The following is a 16,505-nucleotide window of genomic DNA, read 5'->3' as shown; positions in this document are numbered from 1 at the left end:
CGAGGCCGTCGCCCCGAGGACCGGCACCCGCCCGGGGCGCCTCCCGCGCCGGTCAGCGTCCGAGCCGCGTGTTGGTGTGCCGGGTGGGCTCCGCGGTCGCCGGATCCTCGGGCCACGGATGCTTCGGATACCGGCCGCGCAGCTCGGCGCGCACGCTCCGGTAGCCGTCCGTCCAGAACGACGCGAGGTCCGCCGTGACGGCGGCGGGCCGCCCGGCGGGGGAGAGCAGATGCACGAGCAACGGCACTCCGGCCACGGCCGGCGTCTCCCGCAGCCCGAACATCTCCTGCAGCTTCACCGCGAGCACGGGCCGCTCCGGGTCCGCGTAGTCGATCCGGATTCCGGACCCGCTCGGCACGGTGATCCGCTCGGGCGCCAGGTCGTCCAGCCGGGCGGCCTCCCCGCCCGCCCACGGCAGCAGCCGCGCCAGCGCCTGCCCGGCGTCGATCCGGGCGAGATCGGCCCGCCGCCGGGCCCGGCTCAGCTCCGGCTCCAGCCACTCGTCCACCCGCGCGTGAAGCGCCTCGTCCGACACGTCCGGCCACGGCTGCCCGAGGTGGGCGCGCAGGAACGCCAGCCGCTGCCGCAGCGACCTCGCCCCCGGCGACCAGCGCAGCAGCCCGAGCCCCTCCTGCCCGAGCCCTTCGAGCAGCGCGCCGCGCACCAGCGCGGGATCGACGTCCCTCAGCGGCCGTACGGCCAGTTCGACGGCCCCCAGCCGCTCCACCCGGCGGGCCACCACGTCCCCGCCGGCCCAGTGCACCTCGTCCCGCTCGGTCAGCAGCGCCCCGGCCGCCGCCCGCGCCACGTCCTCCCGCACGGCGGCCCCGAGCCGCACGCGCGCGTGCCCCTTCCCGGCAGGCCGATCGGCCACGGCGACGACGATCCAGGGCGCCCCGCGCAGCGCCGACCCGTCCACCGGCTCGGCACGCGTCCCCGACACCATGAGGTACGACCCGCCGTCCAGCTTGGCCACCCGCTCGGGATACGCCAGAGCGGCGACGAGCCCGACCAGCCGTTCCTCCGGCCCACCGGCCGAAAGGCCACCCCCGACCCCGCCCCCGCCGCCCGAGCCCTCACCCCCGCCCACCCGCACCGCCCGTCCCCCCGCCCCGGGCCGGCCATCCGCCGCGATCGGCATCGCGGACGAGGGACGGGCGCCCCGCTGTGGCGGGCGGCCCTCCGCTCCCGCCGCGGCATGCGCTCCGACCGGAGCGTCCGCCCGGGGTGCGGAGCCACCCTGGCCCGCTGCGCGACCGCTGTCAGCCGGGGCGTTCCTCGGCGTCGCCGGGTCATGAGCTCCGGTGCCGGGCTCAGCCGGGGCGTCCGCCGGCGGCGGGGAGTCGCCCGTACCTGCCGGGGCGTCGGTCCCGGGCCGGGCGTCCCGATGCGGCGGCCGGCCGTCCGTTCCGTCGGCGGGGGTGACCGTCTCGTCCGGCACCTCCGCCGAGGACCCGTCCTCGTGGGCGGGCGGACGGGCGGGATCCGTGGAGAGGGCCCGCAGGCGCCGTACCTCCGCGGCCCACCGCGCTGCGTAGGCGTCACCCCCGCGCCGGGCGCGCCGCAAGGCGGCCGCGAGGTCATCCCCGTACTCGCGCGGGACCTCCTCGGACAGCAGGGCGACGACCTCGGCGCCTTCACCCGACGTGTCCAGCAACGCCCGCCCCAGCCGCGGATGCACCCCCAGCCGGGCCAGCCGCACCCCGCGCGGCGTGGCCCGCCCGGCGGAGTCCACCGCCCCTACGGCGGCCAGGACCTCACGCGCCGCCGCCATCGCCCCGCCGGGCGGGGCGTCCAGCAACGCCAGCCCGGAGGCGTCGGGATCGCCCCAGCACGCCGCCTGAAGCGCGAACGCGGTCAGGTCGGCCACCTTGATCTCCGGCGCCGGAAAGGCCGTCAGGCGGGCGTCCTCGGCCTCCGTCCAGCACCGGTAGACCACGCCCGGCGCCTCGCGCCCGGCCCGCCCGGCGCGCTGCCGTCCGGCCGCGCGGGACGCCCGTACGGTGGTCAGCCCGCTCAGCCCGCGCGCGTGGTCCACCCGCGGCTCCCGCGCCAGCCCCGAGTCCACGACCACCCGCACCCCGGGCACCGTCAGCGACGACTCCGCCACCGACGTCGCCAGCACCACCCGGCGCCGCCGGCCGGGTGCCAGCACCGCGTCCTGCACGGCGGCCGGCGCCCGCCCGTGCACCTGGAGCACGTCCACGTCCCCGAGATCCCCCAGCTGCCCCGCCACGCGCGCGATCTCGCCCACGCCGGGCAGGAAGCACAGGACGTCCCCCTGCCGCTCGGCCAGCGCCCGCCGCACCACCGACGCCACGTGCCCGAGCAGCGCCGGGTCCACCCGCATCCCATGAGGCGGCCGCACCGGACGGGCCGGAGGCGCCCACACCACCTCGACCGGATGCGCGACGCCCGCCGCCTCGACCACCGGCGCCCCGCCGAGCAGCTCCGCCCAGCCCGCCGCGTCCGTGGTCGCCGACGCGGCCACCAGCCGCAGCTCCGGCCGCAGGGTCTGCCGTACGTCCCACAGGAAGGCGGCAGCCGTGTCGGCGTCCAGATGACGCTCGTGGCACTCGTCGAGCACCACCGCGTCGACGCCCGCGAGCTCCTGGTCGCGCTGCAGCCGCTGCAGCAGCACACCGGTGGTCACGACCTCCACGCGCGTGTGCCGCCCCACGGTCCGCTCGCCGCGCACGGTGTGCCCGACACTGCCGCCGGGCTTCTCGCCGAGCAGCCACGCCATGCGCCGGGCCGCCGCCCGCGCGGCGATGCGGCGCGGCTCGGCCACCACGACCCGCCGCGCGGGACCACCGCCCACCAGGCCCGCCAGGACCAGCGGCACCAGCGTCGTCTTGCCGGTGCCGGGCGGCGCCACCAGGACGGCCGTGCCGTCCGCGTCCAAGGCGTCGGCCAGGGCGGGCAGGGCGGTGCGCACGGGCAGCGCGTCCAGGGCGTCGTAACGGATCACGTCACCAGTGTCGTACGTCGGCGCGCACGCGCCCCGGGCGCGCGGGCGCCCACGCGCCCGTGCCTCCGTGATCAGCCGCGCGTGTCAGTCGCGCTCGCACACGAAGATCGCCGTGCCGGGGATCAGGTTCCCCCGCAGCGGGGACCAGCCGCCCCACTCCGAGGTGTTCCAGGCCGGCCACTCCGGCTCCACCAGGTCCACCAGGCGGAAGCCCGCGGCCACGATGTCGCGGACCCGGTCGCCGATCGTCCGGTGGTGCTCGACGTACACCGCGCGGCCTTCGTCGTCCTGCTCGACGTACGGCGTGCGGTCGAAGTAGGACGCGGCGACCGTGAGGCCCTCGGGGCCCGGCTCGTCCGGGAACGCCCAGCGCAGGGGGTGCGTCACCGAGAAGACGAACCGGCCGCCCGGCCGCAGCACCCGGCGCACCTCGCTCAGCACCAGCCGGGGGTCCGCCACGAACGGCAGCGCCCCGTACGCGGAGCACGCCAGGTCGAAGGAGCCGTCCGCGAAGGGCAGCGCGCCGGCGTCGGCGCAGACGAGGGGAAACGATCCGCCGATGCGCAGCGCGTGCTGGAGCTGGCGGTGCGACAGGTCCAGGGCCACCGGCCGGGCCCCCTGCCCGGCCAGCCAGCGCGCGCACTGGGCCGCGCCCGCGCCGATCTCCAGGACCGACCTGTCCTTCAGCTCCTCCGGCGGGCCGAGCAGCTCGGCCTCCACCTCGTCCAGGCCCTCCGGGCCCCACACGAAGCGGTCGTCTCCGAGGAACGTCCCGTGCTCGACCTGGTACTCGTCCGCGTTGCGGTCCCACCAGCCCCGGTTGGCCCGGCTGCTCTCCGCGACCCCGGCGTGACGCCGGGTGGCTTCCGGCTCGAACCCCTCCGGGTCGAGCGGTTCCGGCTCTTGGATGATCGGCTCCCTCGTCGTACTCTTCCGTCCAACCCGCCGGGAGACGGTGTGTCGCGGAAGGGGTCCCGAAGGCCTGCGTGGCCTCCTGGGACGCTTCTTGTGCCGGAAATGCGGCGATCCGCCCCGGGTGTGCGCCTTCGCGCATTGACCCTGCCCGGCTGCCCCCGTATGCTACAAGTTGCGCTGCGGGCCTGCGCACCTCAGACGTAGCAGGCTGCGCTCGCATCTGTTGTATGTCCCCTCGGTTCTCGAGGCGCCGTCACCGGTTCGCCGGTGAGGCGCTTCCTTGGCTGTCCGGCTTCTGCAGAGCGAAACGGGCTCCCGGCGTAAGCAGTACCTACGACTTCAATGTCCGTACCGGAGCCCTTTCCCACATGACGAGCAGCACCGAGACCACCGCCACCACCCCGCAGGTAGCGGTCAACGACATCGGTAACGAGGAAGCCTTCCTCGCCGCGATCGACGAGACGATCAAGTACTTCAACGACGGCGACATCGTCGACGGCGTCATCGTGAAGGTCGACCGGGACGAGGTCCTGCTCGACATCGGTTACAAGACCGAAGGCGTTATCCCGAGCCGCGAGCTCTCCATCAAGCACGACGTCGACCCCAACGAGGTCGTCGCCGTGGGCGATGAGATCGAGGCCCTGGTCCTCCAGAAGGAGGACAAGGAAGGCCGCCTCATCCTGTCCAAGAAGCGCGCTCAGTACGAGCGTGCCTGGGGCACGATCGAGAAGATCAAGGAAGAGGACGGGATCGTCACCGGTACCGTCATCGAGGTCGTCAAGGGTGGTCTCATCCTCGACATCGGCCTCCGTGGCTTCCTCCCGGCCTCCCTGGTCGAGATGCGCCGTGTCCGCGACCTCCAGCCCTACGTGGGCAAGGAGCTCGAGGCCAAGATCATCGAGCTGGACAAGAACCGCAACAACGTGGTCCTGTCCCGCCGTGCCTGGCTGGAGCAGACCCAGTCCGAGGTCCGCCAGACGTTCCTCACGACCCTGCAGAAGGGTCAGGTCCGCTCCGGCGTGGTCTCCTCGATCGTCAACTTCGGTGCCTTCGTGGACCTGGGTGGCGTCGACGGTCTGGTCCACGTCTCCGAGCTGTCCTGGAAGCACATCGACCACCCCTCCGAGGTCGTCGAGGTCGGCCAGGAGGTCACGGTCGAGGTCCTGGACGTCGACATGGACCGCGAGCGCGTCTCCCTGTCGCTGAAGGCGACCCAGGAAGACCCGTGGCAGCAGTTCGCCCGCACCCACCAGATCGGCCAGGTCGTGCCCGGCAAGGTCACGAAGCTGGTTCCGTTCGGTGCGTTCGTCCGCGTCGACGAGGGCATCGAGGGTCTGGTCCACATCTCCGAGCTGGCCGAGCGCCACGTGGAGATCCCGGAGCAGGTCGTCCAGGTCAACGACGAGATCTTCGTCAAGGTCATCGACATCGACCTCGAGCGCCGTCGCATCAGCCTCTCGCTGAAGCAGGCCAACGAGTCCTTCGGTGCCGACCCGGCCTCGGTCGAGTTCGACCCGACCCTGTACGGCATGGCCGCGTCCTACGACGACCAGGGCAACTACATCTACCCCGAGGGCTTCGACCCCGAGACCAACGACTGGCTCGAGGGCTACGAGAAGCAGCGCGAGGAGTGGGAGCGCCAGTACGCCGAGGCGCAGTCCCGCTTCGAGCAGCACCAGCAGCAGGTCATCAAGTCCCGCGAGGCGGACGCCCAGGCCGCTGCCGAGGGTGGCGAGGCCGCCGCTCCGGCCGCGTCGGGTGGCGGTTCGTACTCCTCCGAGGGTGCGGACACCTCCGGTGCCCTGGCCTCGGACGAGGCGCTCGCCGCGCTGCGCGAGAAGCTGGCCGGTGGCCAGAGCTGATCGCTAGCCGCTGGGCTTAGCCGACAGCGCTGAGGGGCCGTACCTTCCGGGGTACGGCCCCTCGGACGTGTTCCCCCGTCCTGTACCGGCTCCCGGGGATCCCTGATCAGCGGCGTGTCGCGGGAATGCCCCCGGCCCGGGGCGCGTTGGCGCCTACGGACACGAGGAGGAGCGGTCACAGTGCTTGATCCCCAGGGTTTGTACGCATGGGAGCCGAAGGGCCTCGCCGTGGTCGACATGGCGCTCGCCCAGGAGTCGGCCGGCCTTGTCATGCTCTACCACTTCGACGGATACATCGACGCGGGCGAGACCGGCGACCAGATCGTCGACCGGCTCCTCGACTCACTGCCCCACCAGGTCGTGGCGCGCTTCGACCACGACCGGCTGGTGGACTACCGGGCCCGCCGCCCGCTGCTCACCTTCGAACGGGACAGCTGGACCGACTACGAGGTGCCCGCCCTCGAGGTCCGCCTCCTGCAGGACGCCACCGGCGCCCCCTTCCTGCTGCTGTCCGGCCCCGAGCCGGACGTGGAGTGGGAGCGGTTCGCGGCGGCCGTGGCGCAGATCGTGGAGCGGCTCGGCGTCCGCCTCTCGGTGAACTTCCACGGCATCCCCATGGGCGTCCCGCACACCCGCCCGGTGGGCCTGACCCCGCACGGCAACCGGACCGACCTGGTCCCGGGCCACCGCAGCCCCTTCGAGGAGGCGCAGGTGCCCGGCAGCGCCGAGGCGCTGGTCGAGTACCGCCTCACCCAGGCGGGCCACGACGTCCTGGGCGTCGCCGCGCACGTACCGCACTACATCGCCCGCTCCCCGTACCCCGACGCGGCCCTGACCGTCCTGGAGGCCGTCACGGCCGCCACGGGCCTGGTGCTGCCGGGCGTCGCGCACGCCCTGCGCACGGACGCGCACCGCACCCAGACGGAGATCGACCGGCAGATCCAGGAGGGCGACGAGGAACTGACCGCCCTCGTCCAGGGCCTCGAGCACCAGTACGACGCCGCGGCGGGCGCGGAGACCCGGGGCAACATGCTCGCCGAACCGGTCGAGATCCCGTCCGCCGACGAGATCGGGCGCGAGTTCGAACGCTTCCTGGCGGAACGCGAGGGCGACGGCTAGGGTCTTTCGTCCGGATCATGCCGGGCTCGCGGGCCGGTACCGGTGCCGCGGTGGCCCCGCCGGTGGCAGGGCCTAAGCTTCCGCTCATGCTGACAGTGGGACTGACCGGCGGCATCGGTGCCGGCAAGAGCGAGGTGTCACGGCTGCTCGTGGAGCACGGGGCCGTGCTGATCGACGCCGACCGCATCGCACGCGAGGTCGTCGCACCCGGCACGCCCGGACTCGCGGCCGTGGTGGAGGCGTTCGGCGAGGGCGTCCTGACCACCGACGGAAGCCTCGACCGGCCGGCGCTCGGCTCCCTCGTCTTCGCCGACCCGGAGAAGCTGGCGGTCCTCAACGCGATCGTCCATCCGCTGGTGGGCGCCCGTTCCCGCGAACTGGAGAGCGGGGCCGCCGAGGACGCCGTGGTCGTCCACGACGTCCCGCTGCTCACCGAGAACGGCCTGGCACCGCTGTACGACCTCGTCATCGTCGTCGACGCCGACCCCGCCACCCGGCTCGACCGGCTCGTACGACTGCGGGGCATGGCCGAGGACGACGCACGCGCGCGCATGGCCGCGCAGGCCACCCGCGAGCAGCGCTGGAAGATCGCGGACATCGTGATCGACAACGACGTGCCGCTGGACGCGCTGCGCGAGCGCGTGGCGGACGTCTGGGACGAGCTGGTGCGCCGGGAACGGGAACGGCGCACGGCATCCGGGGCCGCCCCGCACGCCACCGCCCCGCGCGGAGACGGCCGGGCCGGGGACGGCACGGAATAGCGGCCCGCGCGCGGGGCGTTGAACCGCTTCAGTGAGGGAAGGATTTCGCCGTGCCCGAGACCAGCGGTCCGACCGGACGTACCCCGGAGACGCATGTCATCGACTTCCGCGCGGCCGAGCAGCTGCTCAACGCGCGCGATCCGCGGGGCGCGGTGAAACTGCTCGACTCAGTCATCGCCGCACACCCCGAGAACACCGCGGCCCGGCTGCTGCGCGCGCGTGCCTTCTTCGCGGCGGCGCAGCTGCGGCCGGCGGAACTGGAGTTCACCGTCGTGCTGGAGCGGGAGCCGGACAACGCGTACGCGCACTTCGCGCTCGGCCGCACCTATGAGCGACAGGGCCGCCCCGACCAGGCCAGACGGCACTTCCGGCTGGCCGCCGCGCTCGACCCCAACCCCGAGTACCTCAAGGCCGCCCACTTCGACTCCTGACCCCCGGGCTCAGGGATGGCGGTGCCGGGGCGGTCCGGGATACGGAGGGCCGCCGTCCGACGGCCGGTACGGCGGCACGTTCCGGCCCGGCTGGTAGTGCGGGCCCTGCCGGATGTGCCGGAGGATCACGGCCATGTCGGCGGTGACCAGCAGCAACAGCACGCCGCACGCGGCCGCCCAGCCGGGGCGCCCGGCGAGCGCGAACGCCGCCGTGCCGAAGACCGCCCAGGCCAGTCCCCACACGCTCAGCCAGAACCGCGCCCGCAGAGCACTGCGCGCGGTGACCGGCTCATTGCCTGTACGCATCGCGATCACCACTCCTCCTCGCACCGTACTCTTCGAACGGACATACACCAAGGGGGTCCCCACGTGCTGCCCGACGCCGACGAACTGGCCGAGGAACTGCTCGATCTCGCGGTACCGCACGAGGACATCAACGAACTCGTACGCATCGGGCGGCGCGTGTGCGACGACCCGGAACTGCTCGGGCTCCTCCAGGGGTCCGTCGCCGAGCTGGTGCGCGGGCTGGGGGAGATCAGCGGCGGGGCCGACCTGCCCCAGCTCGACTGGCCCTCCGGCGCCCTGCAGCGGTGCTTCCCCCTGTACGTACTCGTCGCGGCCCTGCCCCACGTCCGCGCCCACCACCGAGAGCGCGGGATCCCGGCCGACGTCTCCCGGCGCACCCTCGCCGACCTCGGGCGCAACATGGCCGCCCACCGCAGGTGCCACGGCCGGGCGGGCCTGCTGGTGCCGCGCTGGCTCACCCTCCACTTCCGGGGCGAGCTGTACCAGCTGGGGCGGCTGCAGTTCCAGCGGGCGTCCCTCGGGCCGCGCACGAGCGACGCGCTCAGGGCGGCCGGACTGGACGTGACCGCGGGCACGCCCTGCCTCAACCTCCACGTTCCCGACTTCCTCGGCCCGCTGACGCCGGCCGCATGCGACCGCTCGCTTGCCCTGGCCCGGGAGTTCTTCGCGCGCCACTACCCCGAGGAGGACCACCCGGTGGCGGTCTGCCACTCCTGGCTGCTGGACCCGCAGCTGCGGCGGTACCTGCCCGAGCGCTCCCACATCGTCGCCTTCCAGGAACGGTTCCGCGTCGCCCACGAGGACCCGGAACCGGCCGACACCGAGCCCGTCCGGTTCGTCTTCGGCGACCCGGACCTGCCGGTCGCTCGGCTGCCGCGGCGCACCTCCGTGGAGCGGGCCGTCGGCGACCATCTGCGGGCGGGGGGCCACTGGTACATCGGGCACGGGTGGTTCCCGTGGCGGACCGCGGGAGAGGTTCCCGCCGCGGGGACGGACGACTCGAAGGAGTGAACCGGGGCCGGGCGGGAACGGGCCTGCCCGGGCCGCCCGTTGTCCGGGCATGACGGTCGAGATGCGTGAGGGATACGAGGGAACGGGCCCCGGAGCGATCACCCCGGACGGCTGCGCGGTCGAGCTGTACGCACGGCTCCCGGTGGGCGACGAGCCGGACATCATCGCGGCTGCCGTGCCGGCCGGGGCGCACGTCCTGGAGCTCGGCAGTGGAGTGGGCCGGGTGACCCATGCCCTGCTGGAGCGGGGTTTCACGGTCACCGCGGTGGACGAGTCCGCCGAGATGCTGGCCCGCGTCCGCGGGGCACGCACGATATGCGCCCCGATCGAGCGCCTGGAGCTGGGCGAGCGGTTCGACGTGGTGATGCTCGCGTCGTTCCTCGTGCACGCCGGGGACGCCGAGGTGCGCCGGGGCCTGCTGCGTACCTGTGCCCGGCACGTGGCGGACGGCGGCTGCGTGCTCATCCAGCGCGAGGGCGCGGACTACCACGTGAACGTGCCGAGGGAGCGGGTGGACCCGAGCGGCTTCACGGTACGGATCGCATCGGCCGAGCCGGTCGGTGACGGAGTCGACGCGGTCCGCGCGGAGTACGTGTTCCCGGACGCCGTCTGGACCCAGACGTTCCTGAGCCGGCCCCTGACGAAGGAGCAGTTCGAGTCGGCCCTGGCGGAGGCGGGACTGAAGGTGGACGCGTATCTCACGGACGACGGGATGTGGGTGAGGGCGGTACGGGACTGAGGAAACCCGGGGGCGGCGATCCAGGCGGCGGCGATGAGTTCTCGCCGTGGGGCCGGTCTAACCAAGTGACAGCAGCCGGGACCGCTTCACCCAGGAGACCTCATGTCCGAGAGCACTGCCCCCGTCACCACTGCACCCTCCGCCGCCTCGGCCGCGCCGGCGGCCGGCGGCCGGCGTCTCGGCCGGATCGCGCTGCGTACCGTGCAGGTGCTGCTCGCCCTGTTCTACGCGATCGCGAGCGCGCTGCCCAAGCTGATCGCGCACCCGTCGGCCGTCGAGTCCTTCGACCGGATCGGCTGGGGCAGCGCAGGCATGTACACGATCGGCGCGCTGGAACTGGCCGGGGCGGTGGCGCTCGTGGTGCCGGTGCTGCAGTCCGTGGCGGCGATGGCGCTGAGCGCGCTGATGGTGGGCGCCTTCATCGTCCAGCTCACCGTCTTCGACGGCCAGTACGCCGCGACCCCGCTGATCCTCATCGTGCCGCTCGCCCTGATCGCCTGGGCCCTCCGCGCCCACAACGCGGAGCTGCTGCGACTGCTCTCGCCGGCAGGCCGACGGGCGTGAGCGTCCGGGACCGCACCGCGGTGGCGCCGGCCGGGGCGCGGGGGCCCGGTCGGCGTCAGCGGTGTGCGCCCGAGCGGCTCACCGGCCGCGCGGACCCTTGCCGGGTGCTCCGAACCCGCCGAGCCCACCGGGCCCCTGGGGCGCGCCCAGTCCGCCGAGGCTGCGAAGGCGCTCCATCTCGCGGCGGTCCCGCTTGGTGGGGCGGCCGGCGCCGCGGTCACGGAGGCCGGCCGGGGCGACGGCCTCGCGGGGCGGGGGAGGGGGAGAGTTGTCGATGTAGCACTGGGCGGCCACCGGGGCGCCGACGCGCTTGCGGATCAGGCGCTTGACGATCACGATCCGCTCCCGGCCCTCGTGCCGGAGGCGCACCTCGTCGCCGACGCGCACGGAGTAGGCGGGCTTCACACGCTCGCCGTTGACGTGGACGTGCCCGCCACGGCAGGCGGCGGCGCCCAGGGAACGGGTCTTGATCAGACGGACGGCCCAGATCCAGCTGTCGATCCGCACGGTCTCCCCGGCCCCGGGCCCCGCGGCCTCGGCGGCGGCCACCGCGGCGGCGATCCTGGGATCGAGGGGCTGGGCGCCCGACGAGGCGCCGGCGCCCGCGGACTCCTCGGCGACGCCGCCGGCCCCGGCGTCGCCGGAGTCCTCGGCACCCCGGGCGCGGTTCACTCCGCCCCGTTCGCCGGAGTCACGGGTCACCTTCTCGTCCGCATCCTCGGAAGCCATGTCCCGACCCTAACGCGCCGGCCCGGGTGAGCCGGAGGCGTTTTCGAGGGGCGGAGGGCGACACCCGCGTCCTGGCCGGCCGGTGCCCGGTCCCGGGCCGGGGCGGCGTCCGGGCAGGCGGGGCGTACGGCGCCGGTCCGGCCGGGCATACGGTGACGGTATGGACCACAGCAGCGCCCTCGCCCGGCTCGACCGGCGGGTCTCGGAGTGCCGGGCCTGTCCCCGGCTGGTCGAGTGGCGTGAGGAGGTGGCCCGGACCAAGCGGGCCGCGTTCGCCGACTGGACGTACTGGGGGCGCCCGGTGCCCGGCTTCGGACCGGCCGACGCCCGGCTGGCGATCATCGGGCTCGCCCCCGCGGCACACGGCGGCAACCGCACCGGCCGCATGTTCACCGGCGACCGCTCCGGAGACGTGCTGTACCAGGCGCTGTACGACGTGGGGCTCGCCTCGCAGCCCACGGCGGTCAGCGCCGCCGACGGTCTGGAGCTGTACGGCGTCCGCGTCACCGCGCCCGTGCACTGCGCGCCGCCCGCCAACAAGCCCACCCCCACGGAGCGGGACACCTGCCGTCCCTGGCTGGTCCAGGAGCTGCGGCTGCTGCGGCCGACGCTCAGGGCGGCCGTCGTGCTCGGCGCCTTCGGCTGGCAGGCGGCCCTGCCCGCGTTGGACGAGGCCGGCTGGCCCGTGCCCAGGCCGCGCCCCGCCTTCGGCCACGGCACCCGGGTCGCCCTCGACGGCCTGGACCTGTTCGGCTGCTTCCACGTCAGCCAGCGCAACACCTTCACCGGCCGGCTGACCCCCGCCATGCTGCGCGAGGTGCTGCGCACGGCGGCGGACGCGGCGGGGCTGCGGTAGCGGGGGCCGGTCAGGCGACGGTCACGGCCGCCACACGTACCGGACGTCCGGCTCCCGCTCCTCGTTGCCGCTGCCGTCCGTGTGCTCGACGGCGACGAACCCGTGGCGCTCGTAGAACCGGTGGGCGGGCTCGTTGACCCGGAAGGTCCACAGGGTGAGCCCGCCCGGGCTGCGTTCCTTGGCCAGCTCGACGAACCGGTCGCCCAGGCCCCGCCCCCGCCACCCGGGGTCCAGGTACAGCTGGGACAGCAGTTCGCCGTCCAGGACCATCACGCCGACGATCCCGCCGCGCCCGTCTCCGCCCCCGTGCCCGGCCGCCTCGGCGACCCAGGTCTCCCGCAGCGGCACCACCACGTCACGGAAGTAGCCGCGCACATCGTCGTCGGTGCGGGGCCTGACGACCGTCGGCAGGGCCGCGGCGAAGGACCGCAGCCAGACGTCGGCGGCGGCACCCGCGTCCGCCGCGTCCGCCCGCCGTAGGACCACGCCGGCCGTCATCGGGCCGCCTCCTCGGGCACCACGGCGGTCGCCGTGATCTCCACCAGCTGCCCGGTGTAGCCCAGGCAGGCCACTCCGAGCAGCGTGGAGGAGTGCGGCCCGGCGCTGAGCCCGGAGTCCTCGACCACCTCCCACACGGCCGAGAGCACCGACGGCTCACCGCTCACCACGTACACGTCCGTCGCCACGACATGGGCCAGGTCGCTTCCCACCGCCCGCAGCTGCTCGCCCAGGTTCGCGATGACCTGCCGGGCCTGCCGTACGGGATCGTCCGGGCCGACGACCTCCCCCTTCTCGTCCAGCGGCACGGCCCCGGCGAGGAACACCAGTCGGGCACCCGCCTCGACGACGGTGGCGTGCGAGTAGGTGGGCGGCGGGAAGAGACCGGGGGCGGTGACGCGCCGGATCATGGGCGGGACTCCTCGGATGGGATGCCGGGCAACCACCCGATCATCCGGACCACCGCCCCGCACCGCATCCCCTTTTCGCCCGCCCCCGCATCGAGCCCCCGAGCGCAGGGCCCGGCGGGTCAGTGCCGGGCGAACTGGACGCGGGTGGGCTGCACGGTGTCCGGGCGGATCGCGATGCCGTCGACGGTCAGCCGCTCGCCGTAGATGTCGGTGAGCCTGAGGGGGCCGCCGCAGCCGGTGCCGTCCTCGGAGAGGAAGTAGTCGTAGTCGGTGCGGGTGAGCGGACGCCAGCCGGTGCCGGTGCCGACCTCGAGCCGGGCCAGCGGGTTGCGGTGGCCGATCGCCTGGATGCCGCACCAGTTGCGGCTGGAGCCTGTCTTGTAGCGGATCGAGACCGTGCCGGACGTGCCGGGGCTGAGCAGGCTCCAGGAGACCGGGATCCGGCCGGCCGAGAGGGCGGCGAGTTTCGCGAACGCCTGCTCGCTGAGATCGAGCTGCCCGGGGGCGCACTCGGGGCACTCGTTGGTGACCCGTACCGTCACGGAGGCGCCGCCCGCCGCGCGGACGGAGAGGTACGCCCCGCACGCCTTGGACGCCTCGTAGTCGGTGTGGTTCATCGCCGCGATCATCAGGTCGGGGCTCGGCCCGTACAGGCAGGCGCCGTCGCCGTCTCCCGCGTCGTAGTGGGTGGCCACCGAGCTGTGGGTGACCCCGGGCGCGATCCGTCCCGCCAGCGGTGCCGCCCCGGAAGCAGCCCGCGGCGCGCCGGCCGCGGAAGCGCGCGGTGACGACGGCCGGGCCGACGCGGAAGGCGCCGCGGTGCGCTTCGGCACGGGCGCCGGCGCCGCGGAGGCCGTGGCCTGCCTCCGTGCCGGCGCCGTCGGCGGGACGCTCGGCCGGGCGCTCACGGAGGGCGTGGCCGCGGCTCCCGCGGCGTGGGACCCGCCGTCGGGGACGAACGCCACCACCAGGGCCGCGAGGAGCCCCACGGCTGCCGCGGCGACGGCGGACACGAGGACGGTGCGCCGCCCGCGAGCGGGGCGGCGGTGCGAGGAGGGGACCACTGGACGAGTCCTTACGAGGTGCGGACGAACACGCGTTTCCGACTCACAGTCGTCGCGGGCGCCGGAAAGGTTGCCGGGATCTCCACGGGGTTCCGCTCCCCGGCCCGACAGCACCTCGAGCACCTTTCGTTCATAATGAAAGCGCCCACCCCGGCACCTTTCACCTGCCCGCAACGTGATCGGCCCGTGTGCCGGGGGTACGCGCCCTACCGTGGGAAGCAGATCCCGCAAGCCCGGCCACCGTCGTCCGAAGGCCCAGCCTGCCCTCGTACGCACAGGAGCCCCGTGTCACGTCCCGCAGCCCGCGGCCGCCCCGGCCGCCGGACCGCCGCCGCCCCGCCCCCCTGGCTCGCCCACGCCTTCCGCTCCCAGCGCGGGCCCGTTCCGTGGAGCGCGATGACCCGGGGCGCGCTCGCCGCCGGACCCCTGCTGCTCACCGGCGTGCTCAGCGGCCTCCTCGGCTACGGCGTCCTCGCCGCCATCGCCGCGATGCTCGCCGGCATCAACGACCGCCCCGGCAGCCGGCGCGCCTCCGTCAAGCGGCTCGGCGTCCCCGCGCTCGCCGGCGCCCTCGGCCTGCTCGTGGGCATGTACGCCGGGCAGGAGCTGTCCGCCGTACCGCTGACCCTGCTGTTCACCGCGCTCGGGCTGGCCGCCGGATGCGTCAGCGCCGTCGGGCCCGTCGCCTCCGCCGCCGGAACCCAGCTGCTCGTCACCGCCGCCGTCGGCGCCGGGATGGCGCTCACCGGTAACGGCCTGCCGGCGGCCCTCGCCTTCCTCGCCGGCGCCGCCTGGCTGCTCCTGCTGCGGCTGGCCCTGCCCACGCCCGGTTCGCTCGCCGGTGACTTCCGCTTCGACGGCGAGCGCGAGGCGGTCGCCGACGTGTACGACGCCGTCGCCGCCCTCCTCGACGCCGTCGGCACCGACAGCGCGACCGCCCGCCGGGCCGCGCTCACCGCCGCCCTCGACCACGCCCAGGACGCCCTCGCCGGGCCCCGGCTGCGCCGGTACGCCAGCTCCGCCGCCGAGCGCCGGCTGCACGCCCGGTTCACCGCCGCGCTGCCCCTCGCCGAAGCCGCCACCGCCCTGTTCTGGGCGGGCGAACCCGTCCCCGCACGGGCGGCACGGGGGCCCCGGCTGCTCGCCGCCGCCGTCCGCGGCGACACCGGTACCGCCCCGCTGCCCGCCCCCAGCCGCTCCACCCCCGCCCTGCGCGCCCTCGACGAGGCCCTGCTGCGCGCCGCCGAGGCCTTCGACCGGGCCAGGGGCGGCGAACGCCGGCTGCTGACCCGGCGGCGCGACGCCGGAAGCGCCCTGCGGGCCGCACTCGGCGCCGGCGGCCGGGAGTACGGACTGCGCGTCGCCCTGTGCTTCGGGGCCAGCTCCGCCGTCGCCCAGGCCCTGCACCACACCCGCTGGTACGGGCACCACCAGCACTGGTACTGGCTGCCCGCCACCGCCGTGTTCCTCGTCAAGCCCGACCTCGGGCCGATGGCCTCCCGCGTGCTGAGCCGGGCCGCCGGGACGGTGCTCGGCGCCCTGGTGTTCGCCGGGTTCGCCGCGCTGCTGCCACGCCCCGAGGGGCTGATCGCCCTGGTGGCGGTGTGTGGGGCGCTCGTCCCCGTCGCCACCCGGAACTTCGGTGCCCTGACCGCCGTCATCACCGTTCTCGTGCTCGCCCTGGTGATGGTCGGAGGCGAACCGCAGGCGTCCGTCAGCCGGATCGGCGAGACCCTGCTGGCCTGCGCCATCGTGCTGATCGTCGGGCATCTGCCGATGCCGGGGGAGCGCGGCGGCGGGGTGCGGGGCCGGCTCGCCACCGCCGGGGCCGCCGCGCACGCCTACCTCGTGCACGTCCTCGGCGAGTCCGGGGACCGCGGCGAACGCTGGGCGCTGCGCCGCGAGGCCTACCGCACCCTCGCCGAGGCCCGCACCGCCATCGCCGTCGCCGCCGCCGAACTGCCCGCCCTCGCCCGGCACACCGAGGGCACGGACGCCGTCGCCGCCGTCCTCGAACGCCTCGTCGACACCACCACCGCCTGCGCCGTCCACCTCGACGACGCCGGCCACCTCACCCCGGAGCACACCCGCCGACTGCAGGAGCTGCTGAACGAGGTGGTGGAGTTCGAGAAGCGGGCGGGACTGCCGGCGGCCGCCCCACCGCCTGCGCGGGCGGCGGGGACGGCGAGGACGTCCGGAACCTCTTAGGCGCGGCCCGCAAGTCCCGCCCGCAGCAGCCGATCCGAACTGGGAAACACCCCCCTGACCT

16 protein-coding genes are annotated in these 16,505 nt (G+C 74.8%); 9 read left to right on the top strand and 7 right to left on the bottom strand.

The features are described from left to right. Window positions 1-52: 52 nt before the first annotated feature. Together AQJ66_RS10510 and AQJ66_RS10505 are read right to left on the bottom strand one after the other, a co-directional pair. Window positions 53-2,971: an ATP-dependent RNA helicase gene (locus AQJ66_RS10510; RefSeq protein ID WP_061919529.1), complete on the bottom strand. Its 2,919-nt coding sequence runs from the start codon at window positions 2,969-2,971 to the stop codon at window positions 53-55. 84 nt (window positions 2,972-3,055) lie between these two features. Then, entirely contained in the window at window positions 3,056-3,880 is an 825-nt protein-coding gene (locus AQJ66_RS10505) for a class I SAM-dependent methyltransferase (RefSeq protein ID WP_061919527.1), read from the bottom strand. Between the two features lie 374 nt (window positions 3,881-4,254). On the opposite strand from AQJ66_RS10505, the gene rpsA reads away from it, so the two are divergent. The 4 genes from rpsA to AQJ66_RS10485 all read left to right on the top strand — a co-directional run bounded on the left by rpsA (window position 4,255) and on the right by AQJ66_RS10485 (window position 8,059). Further along, window positions 4,255-5,748: a 30S ribosomal protein S1 gene (gene rpsA, locus AQJ66_RS10500; RefSeq protein ID WP_061919525.1), complete on the top strand. Its 1,494-nt coding sequence runs from the start codon at window positions 4,255-4,257 to the stop codon at window positions 5,746-5,748. A gap of 180 nt (window positions 5,749-5,928) precedes the next feature. After that, entirely contained in the window at window positions 5,929-6,867 is a 939-nt protein-coding gene (locus tag AQJ66_RS10495) for a PAC2 family protein (protein ID WP_061919523.1), read from the top strand. Between the two features lie 86 nt (window positions 6,868-6,953). Then, a complete protein-coding gene (coaE, locus tag AQJ66_RS10490) occupies window positions 6,954-7,628 on the top strand; it encodes a dephospho-CoA kinase (protein WP_079060173.1) in 675 nt (224 codons plus the stop codon). A gap of 50 nt (window positions 7,629-7,678) precedes the next feature. Next, a complete protein-coding gene (locus tag AQJ66_RS10485) occupies window positions 7,679-8,059 on the top strand; it encodes a tetratricopeptide repeat protein (protein WP_061919521.1) in 381 nt (126 codons plus the stop codon). A 9-nt stretch (window positions 8,060-8,068) separates the two neighbouring features. Here the strand turns inward: AQJ66_RS10485 and AQJ66_RS10480 are convergent, their stop codons facing one another. After that, complete coding sequence (locus AQJ66_RS10480) at window positions 8,069-8,365, bottom strand: DUF6343 family protein (RefSeq protein ID WP_208611334.1); 297 nt, start codon at window positions 8,363-8,365, stop codon at window positions 8,069-8,071. Window positions 8,366-8,428: 63 nt separating this feature from the next. On the opposite strand from AQJ66_RS10480, the gene AQJ66_RS10475 reads away from it, so the two are divergent. From AQJ66_RS10475 to AQJ66_RS10465, 3 genes are all read left to right on the top strand, one after another. Continuing rightward, window positions 8,429-9,376, top strand: coding sequence for an acyltransferase domain-containing protein (locus tag AQJ66_RS10475; protein WP_061919518.1), 948 nt, complete (start codon window positions 8,429-8,431; stop codon window positions 9,374-9,376). A gap of 61 nt (window positions 9,377-9,437) precedes the next feature. Continuing rightward, window positions 9,438-10,115, top strand: coding sequence for a class I SAM-dependent methyltransferase (locus AQJ66_RS10470; RefSeq protein ID WP_061920174.1), 678 nt, complete (start codon window positions 9,438-9,440; stop codon window positions 10,113-10,115). Window positions 10,116-10,217: 102 nt separating this feature from the next. Further along, window positions 10,218-10,679, top strand: a complete 462-nt coding sequence (locus tag AQJ66_RS10465) for a DoxX family protein (protein WP_061919516.1) — start codon at window positions 10,218-10,220, stop codon at window positions 10,677-10,679. A gap of 78 nt (window positions 10,680-10,757) precedes the next feature. Here AQJ66_RS10465 and AQJ66_RS10460 read toward each other — a convergent pair whose 3' ends face one another. Further along, on the bottom strand, window positions 10,758-11,408 hold the full coding sequence (locus tag AQJ66_RS10460) for an RNA-binding S4 domain-containing protein (RefSeq protein ID WP_079060172.1): 651 nt from the start codon (window positions 11,406-11,408) through the stop codon (window positions 10,758-10,760). A gap of 160 nt (window positions 11,409-11,568) precedes the next feature. Here AQJ66_RS10460 and AQJ66_RS10455 point away from each other — a divergent pair, with 160 nt between their 5' ends. Beyond that, window positions 11,569-12,264, top strand: coding sequence for a uracil-DNA glycosylase (locus AQJ66_RS10455; RefSeq protein WP_061919514.1), 696 nt, complete (start codon window positions 11,569-11,571; stop codon window positions 12,262-12,264). Window positions 12,265-12,285: 21 nt separating this feature from the next. On the opposite strand, the gene AQJ66_RS10450 is transcribed toward AQJ66_RS10455, so the two are convergent. The 3 genes from AQJ66_RS10450 to AQJ66_RS10440 form a co-directional block, all read right to left on the bottom strand. Beyond that, entirely contained in the window at window positions 12,286-12,762 is a 477-nt protein-coding gene (locus tag AQJ66_RS10450) for a GNAT family N-acetyltransferase (protein ID WP_061919512.1), read from the bottom strand. After that, a complete protein-coding gene (locus tag AQJ66_RS10445; protein ID WP_061919510.1) occupies window positions 12,759-13,172 on the bottom strand; it encodes a RidA family protein in 414 nt (137 codons plus the stop codon). The genes AQJ66_RS10450 and AQJ66_RS10445 overlap by 4 nt, the downstream gene beginning before the upstream one ends. 119 nt (window positions 13,173-13,291) lie before the next feature. Beyond that, the gene (locus tag AQJ66_RS10440) at window positions 13,292-14,236 is read right to left on the bottom strand and encodes an expansin EXLX1 family cellulose-binding protein (protein WP_061919509.1); all 945 of its coding nucleotides are present in this window, start codon (window positions 14,234-14,236) and stop codon (window positions 13,292-13,294) included. Window positions 14,237-14,632: 396 nt separating this feature from the next. Between AQJ66_RS10440 and AQJ66_RS10435 the strand changes: the two genes are divergently transcribed. Beyond that, window positions 14,633-16,444, top strand: coding sequence for an FUSC family protein (locus AQJ66_RS10435; protein WP_061919507.1), 1,812 nt, complete (start codon window positions 14,633-14,635; stop codon window positions 16,442-16,444). Window positions 16,445-16,505 lie beyond the last annotated feature (61 nt).

This window comes from Streptomyces bungoensis, assembly GCF_001514215.1.
Lineage (GTDB): Bacteria > Actinomycetota > Actinomycetes > Streptomycetales > Streptomycetaceae > Streptomyces > Streptomyces bungoensis.
The sequence above is the reverse complement of the archived record's forward strand: the minus strand, read 5'-3'. Positions and strand labels throughout refer to the sequence as shown.

Excerpts from the sequence above, each read along its gene's own strand:
- AQJ66_RS10445 (WP_061919510.1), bottom strand. The coding sequence starts at position 13,172 with ATGATCCGGCGCGTCACCGCCCCCGGTCTCTTCCCGCCGCCCACCTAC.
- AQJ66_RS10470 (WP_061920174.1), top strand. The coding sequence starts at position 9,438 with ATGCGTGAGGGATACGAGGGAACGGGCCCCGGAGCGATCACCCCGGAC.
- AQJ66_RS10435 (WP_061919507.1), top strand. The coding sequence starts at position 14,633 with ATGACCCGGGGCGCGCTCGCCGCCGGACCCCTGCTGCTCACCGGCGTG.
- AQJ66_RS10455 (WP_061919514.1), top strand. The coding sequence starts at position 11,569 with ATGGACCACAGCAGCGCCCTCGCCCGGCTCGACCGGCGGGTCTCGGAG.
- AQJ66_RS10465 (WP_061919516.1), top strand. The coding sequence starts at position 10,218 with ATGTCCGAGAGCACTGCCCCCGTCACCACTGCACCCTCCGCCGCCTCG.
- rpsA (WP_061919525.1), top strand. The coding sequence starts at position 4,255 with ATGACGAGCAGCACCGAGACCACCGCCACCACCCCGCAGGTAGCGGTC.
- coaE (WP_079060173.1), top strand. The coding sequence starts at position 6,954 with ATGCTGACAGTGGGACTGACCGGCGGCATCGGTGCCGGCAAGAGCGAG.
- AQJ66_RS10480 (WP_208611334.1), bottom strand. The coding sequence starts at position 8,365 with ATGCGTACAGGCAATGAGCCGGTCACCGCGCGCAGTGCTCTGCGGGCG.
- AQJ66_RS10450 (WP_061919512.1), bottom strand. The coding sequence starts at position 12,762 with ATGACGGCCGGCGTGGTCCTACGGCGGGCGGACGCGGCGGACGCGGGT.
- AQJ66_RS10460 (WP_079060172.1), bottom strand. The coding sequence starts at position 11,408 with ATGGCTTCCGAGGATGCGGACGAGAAGGTGACCCGTGACTCCGGCGAA.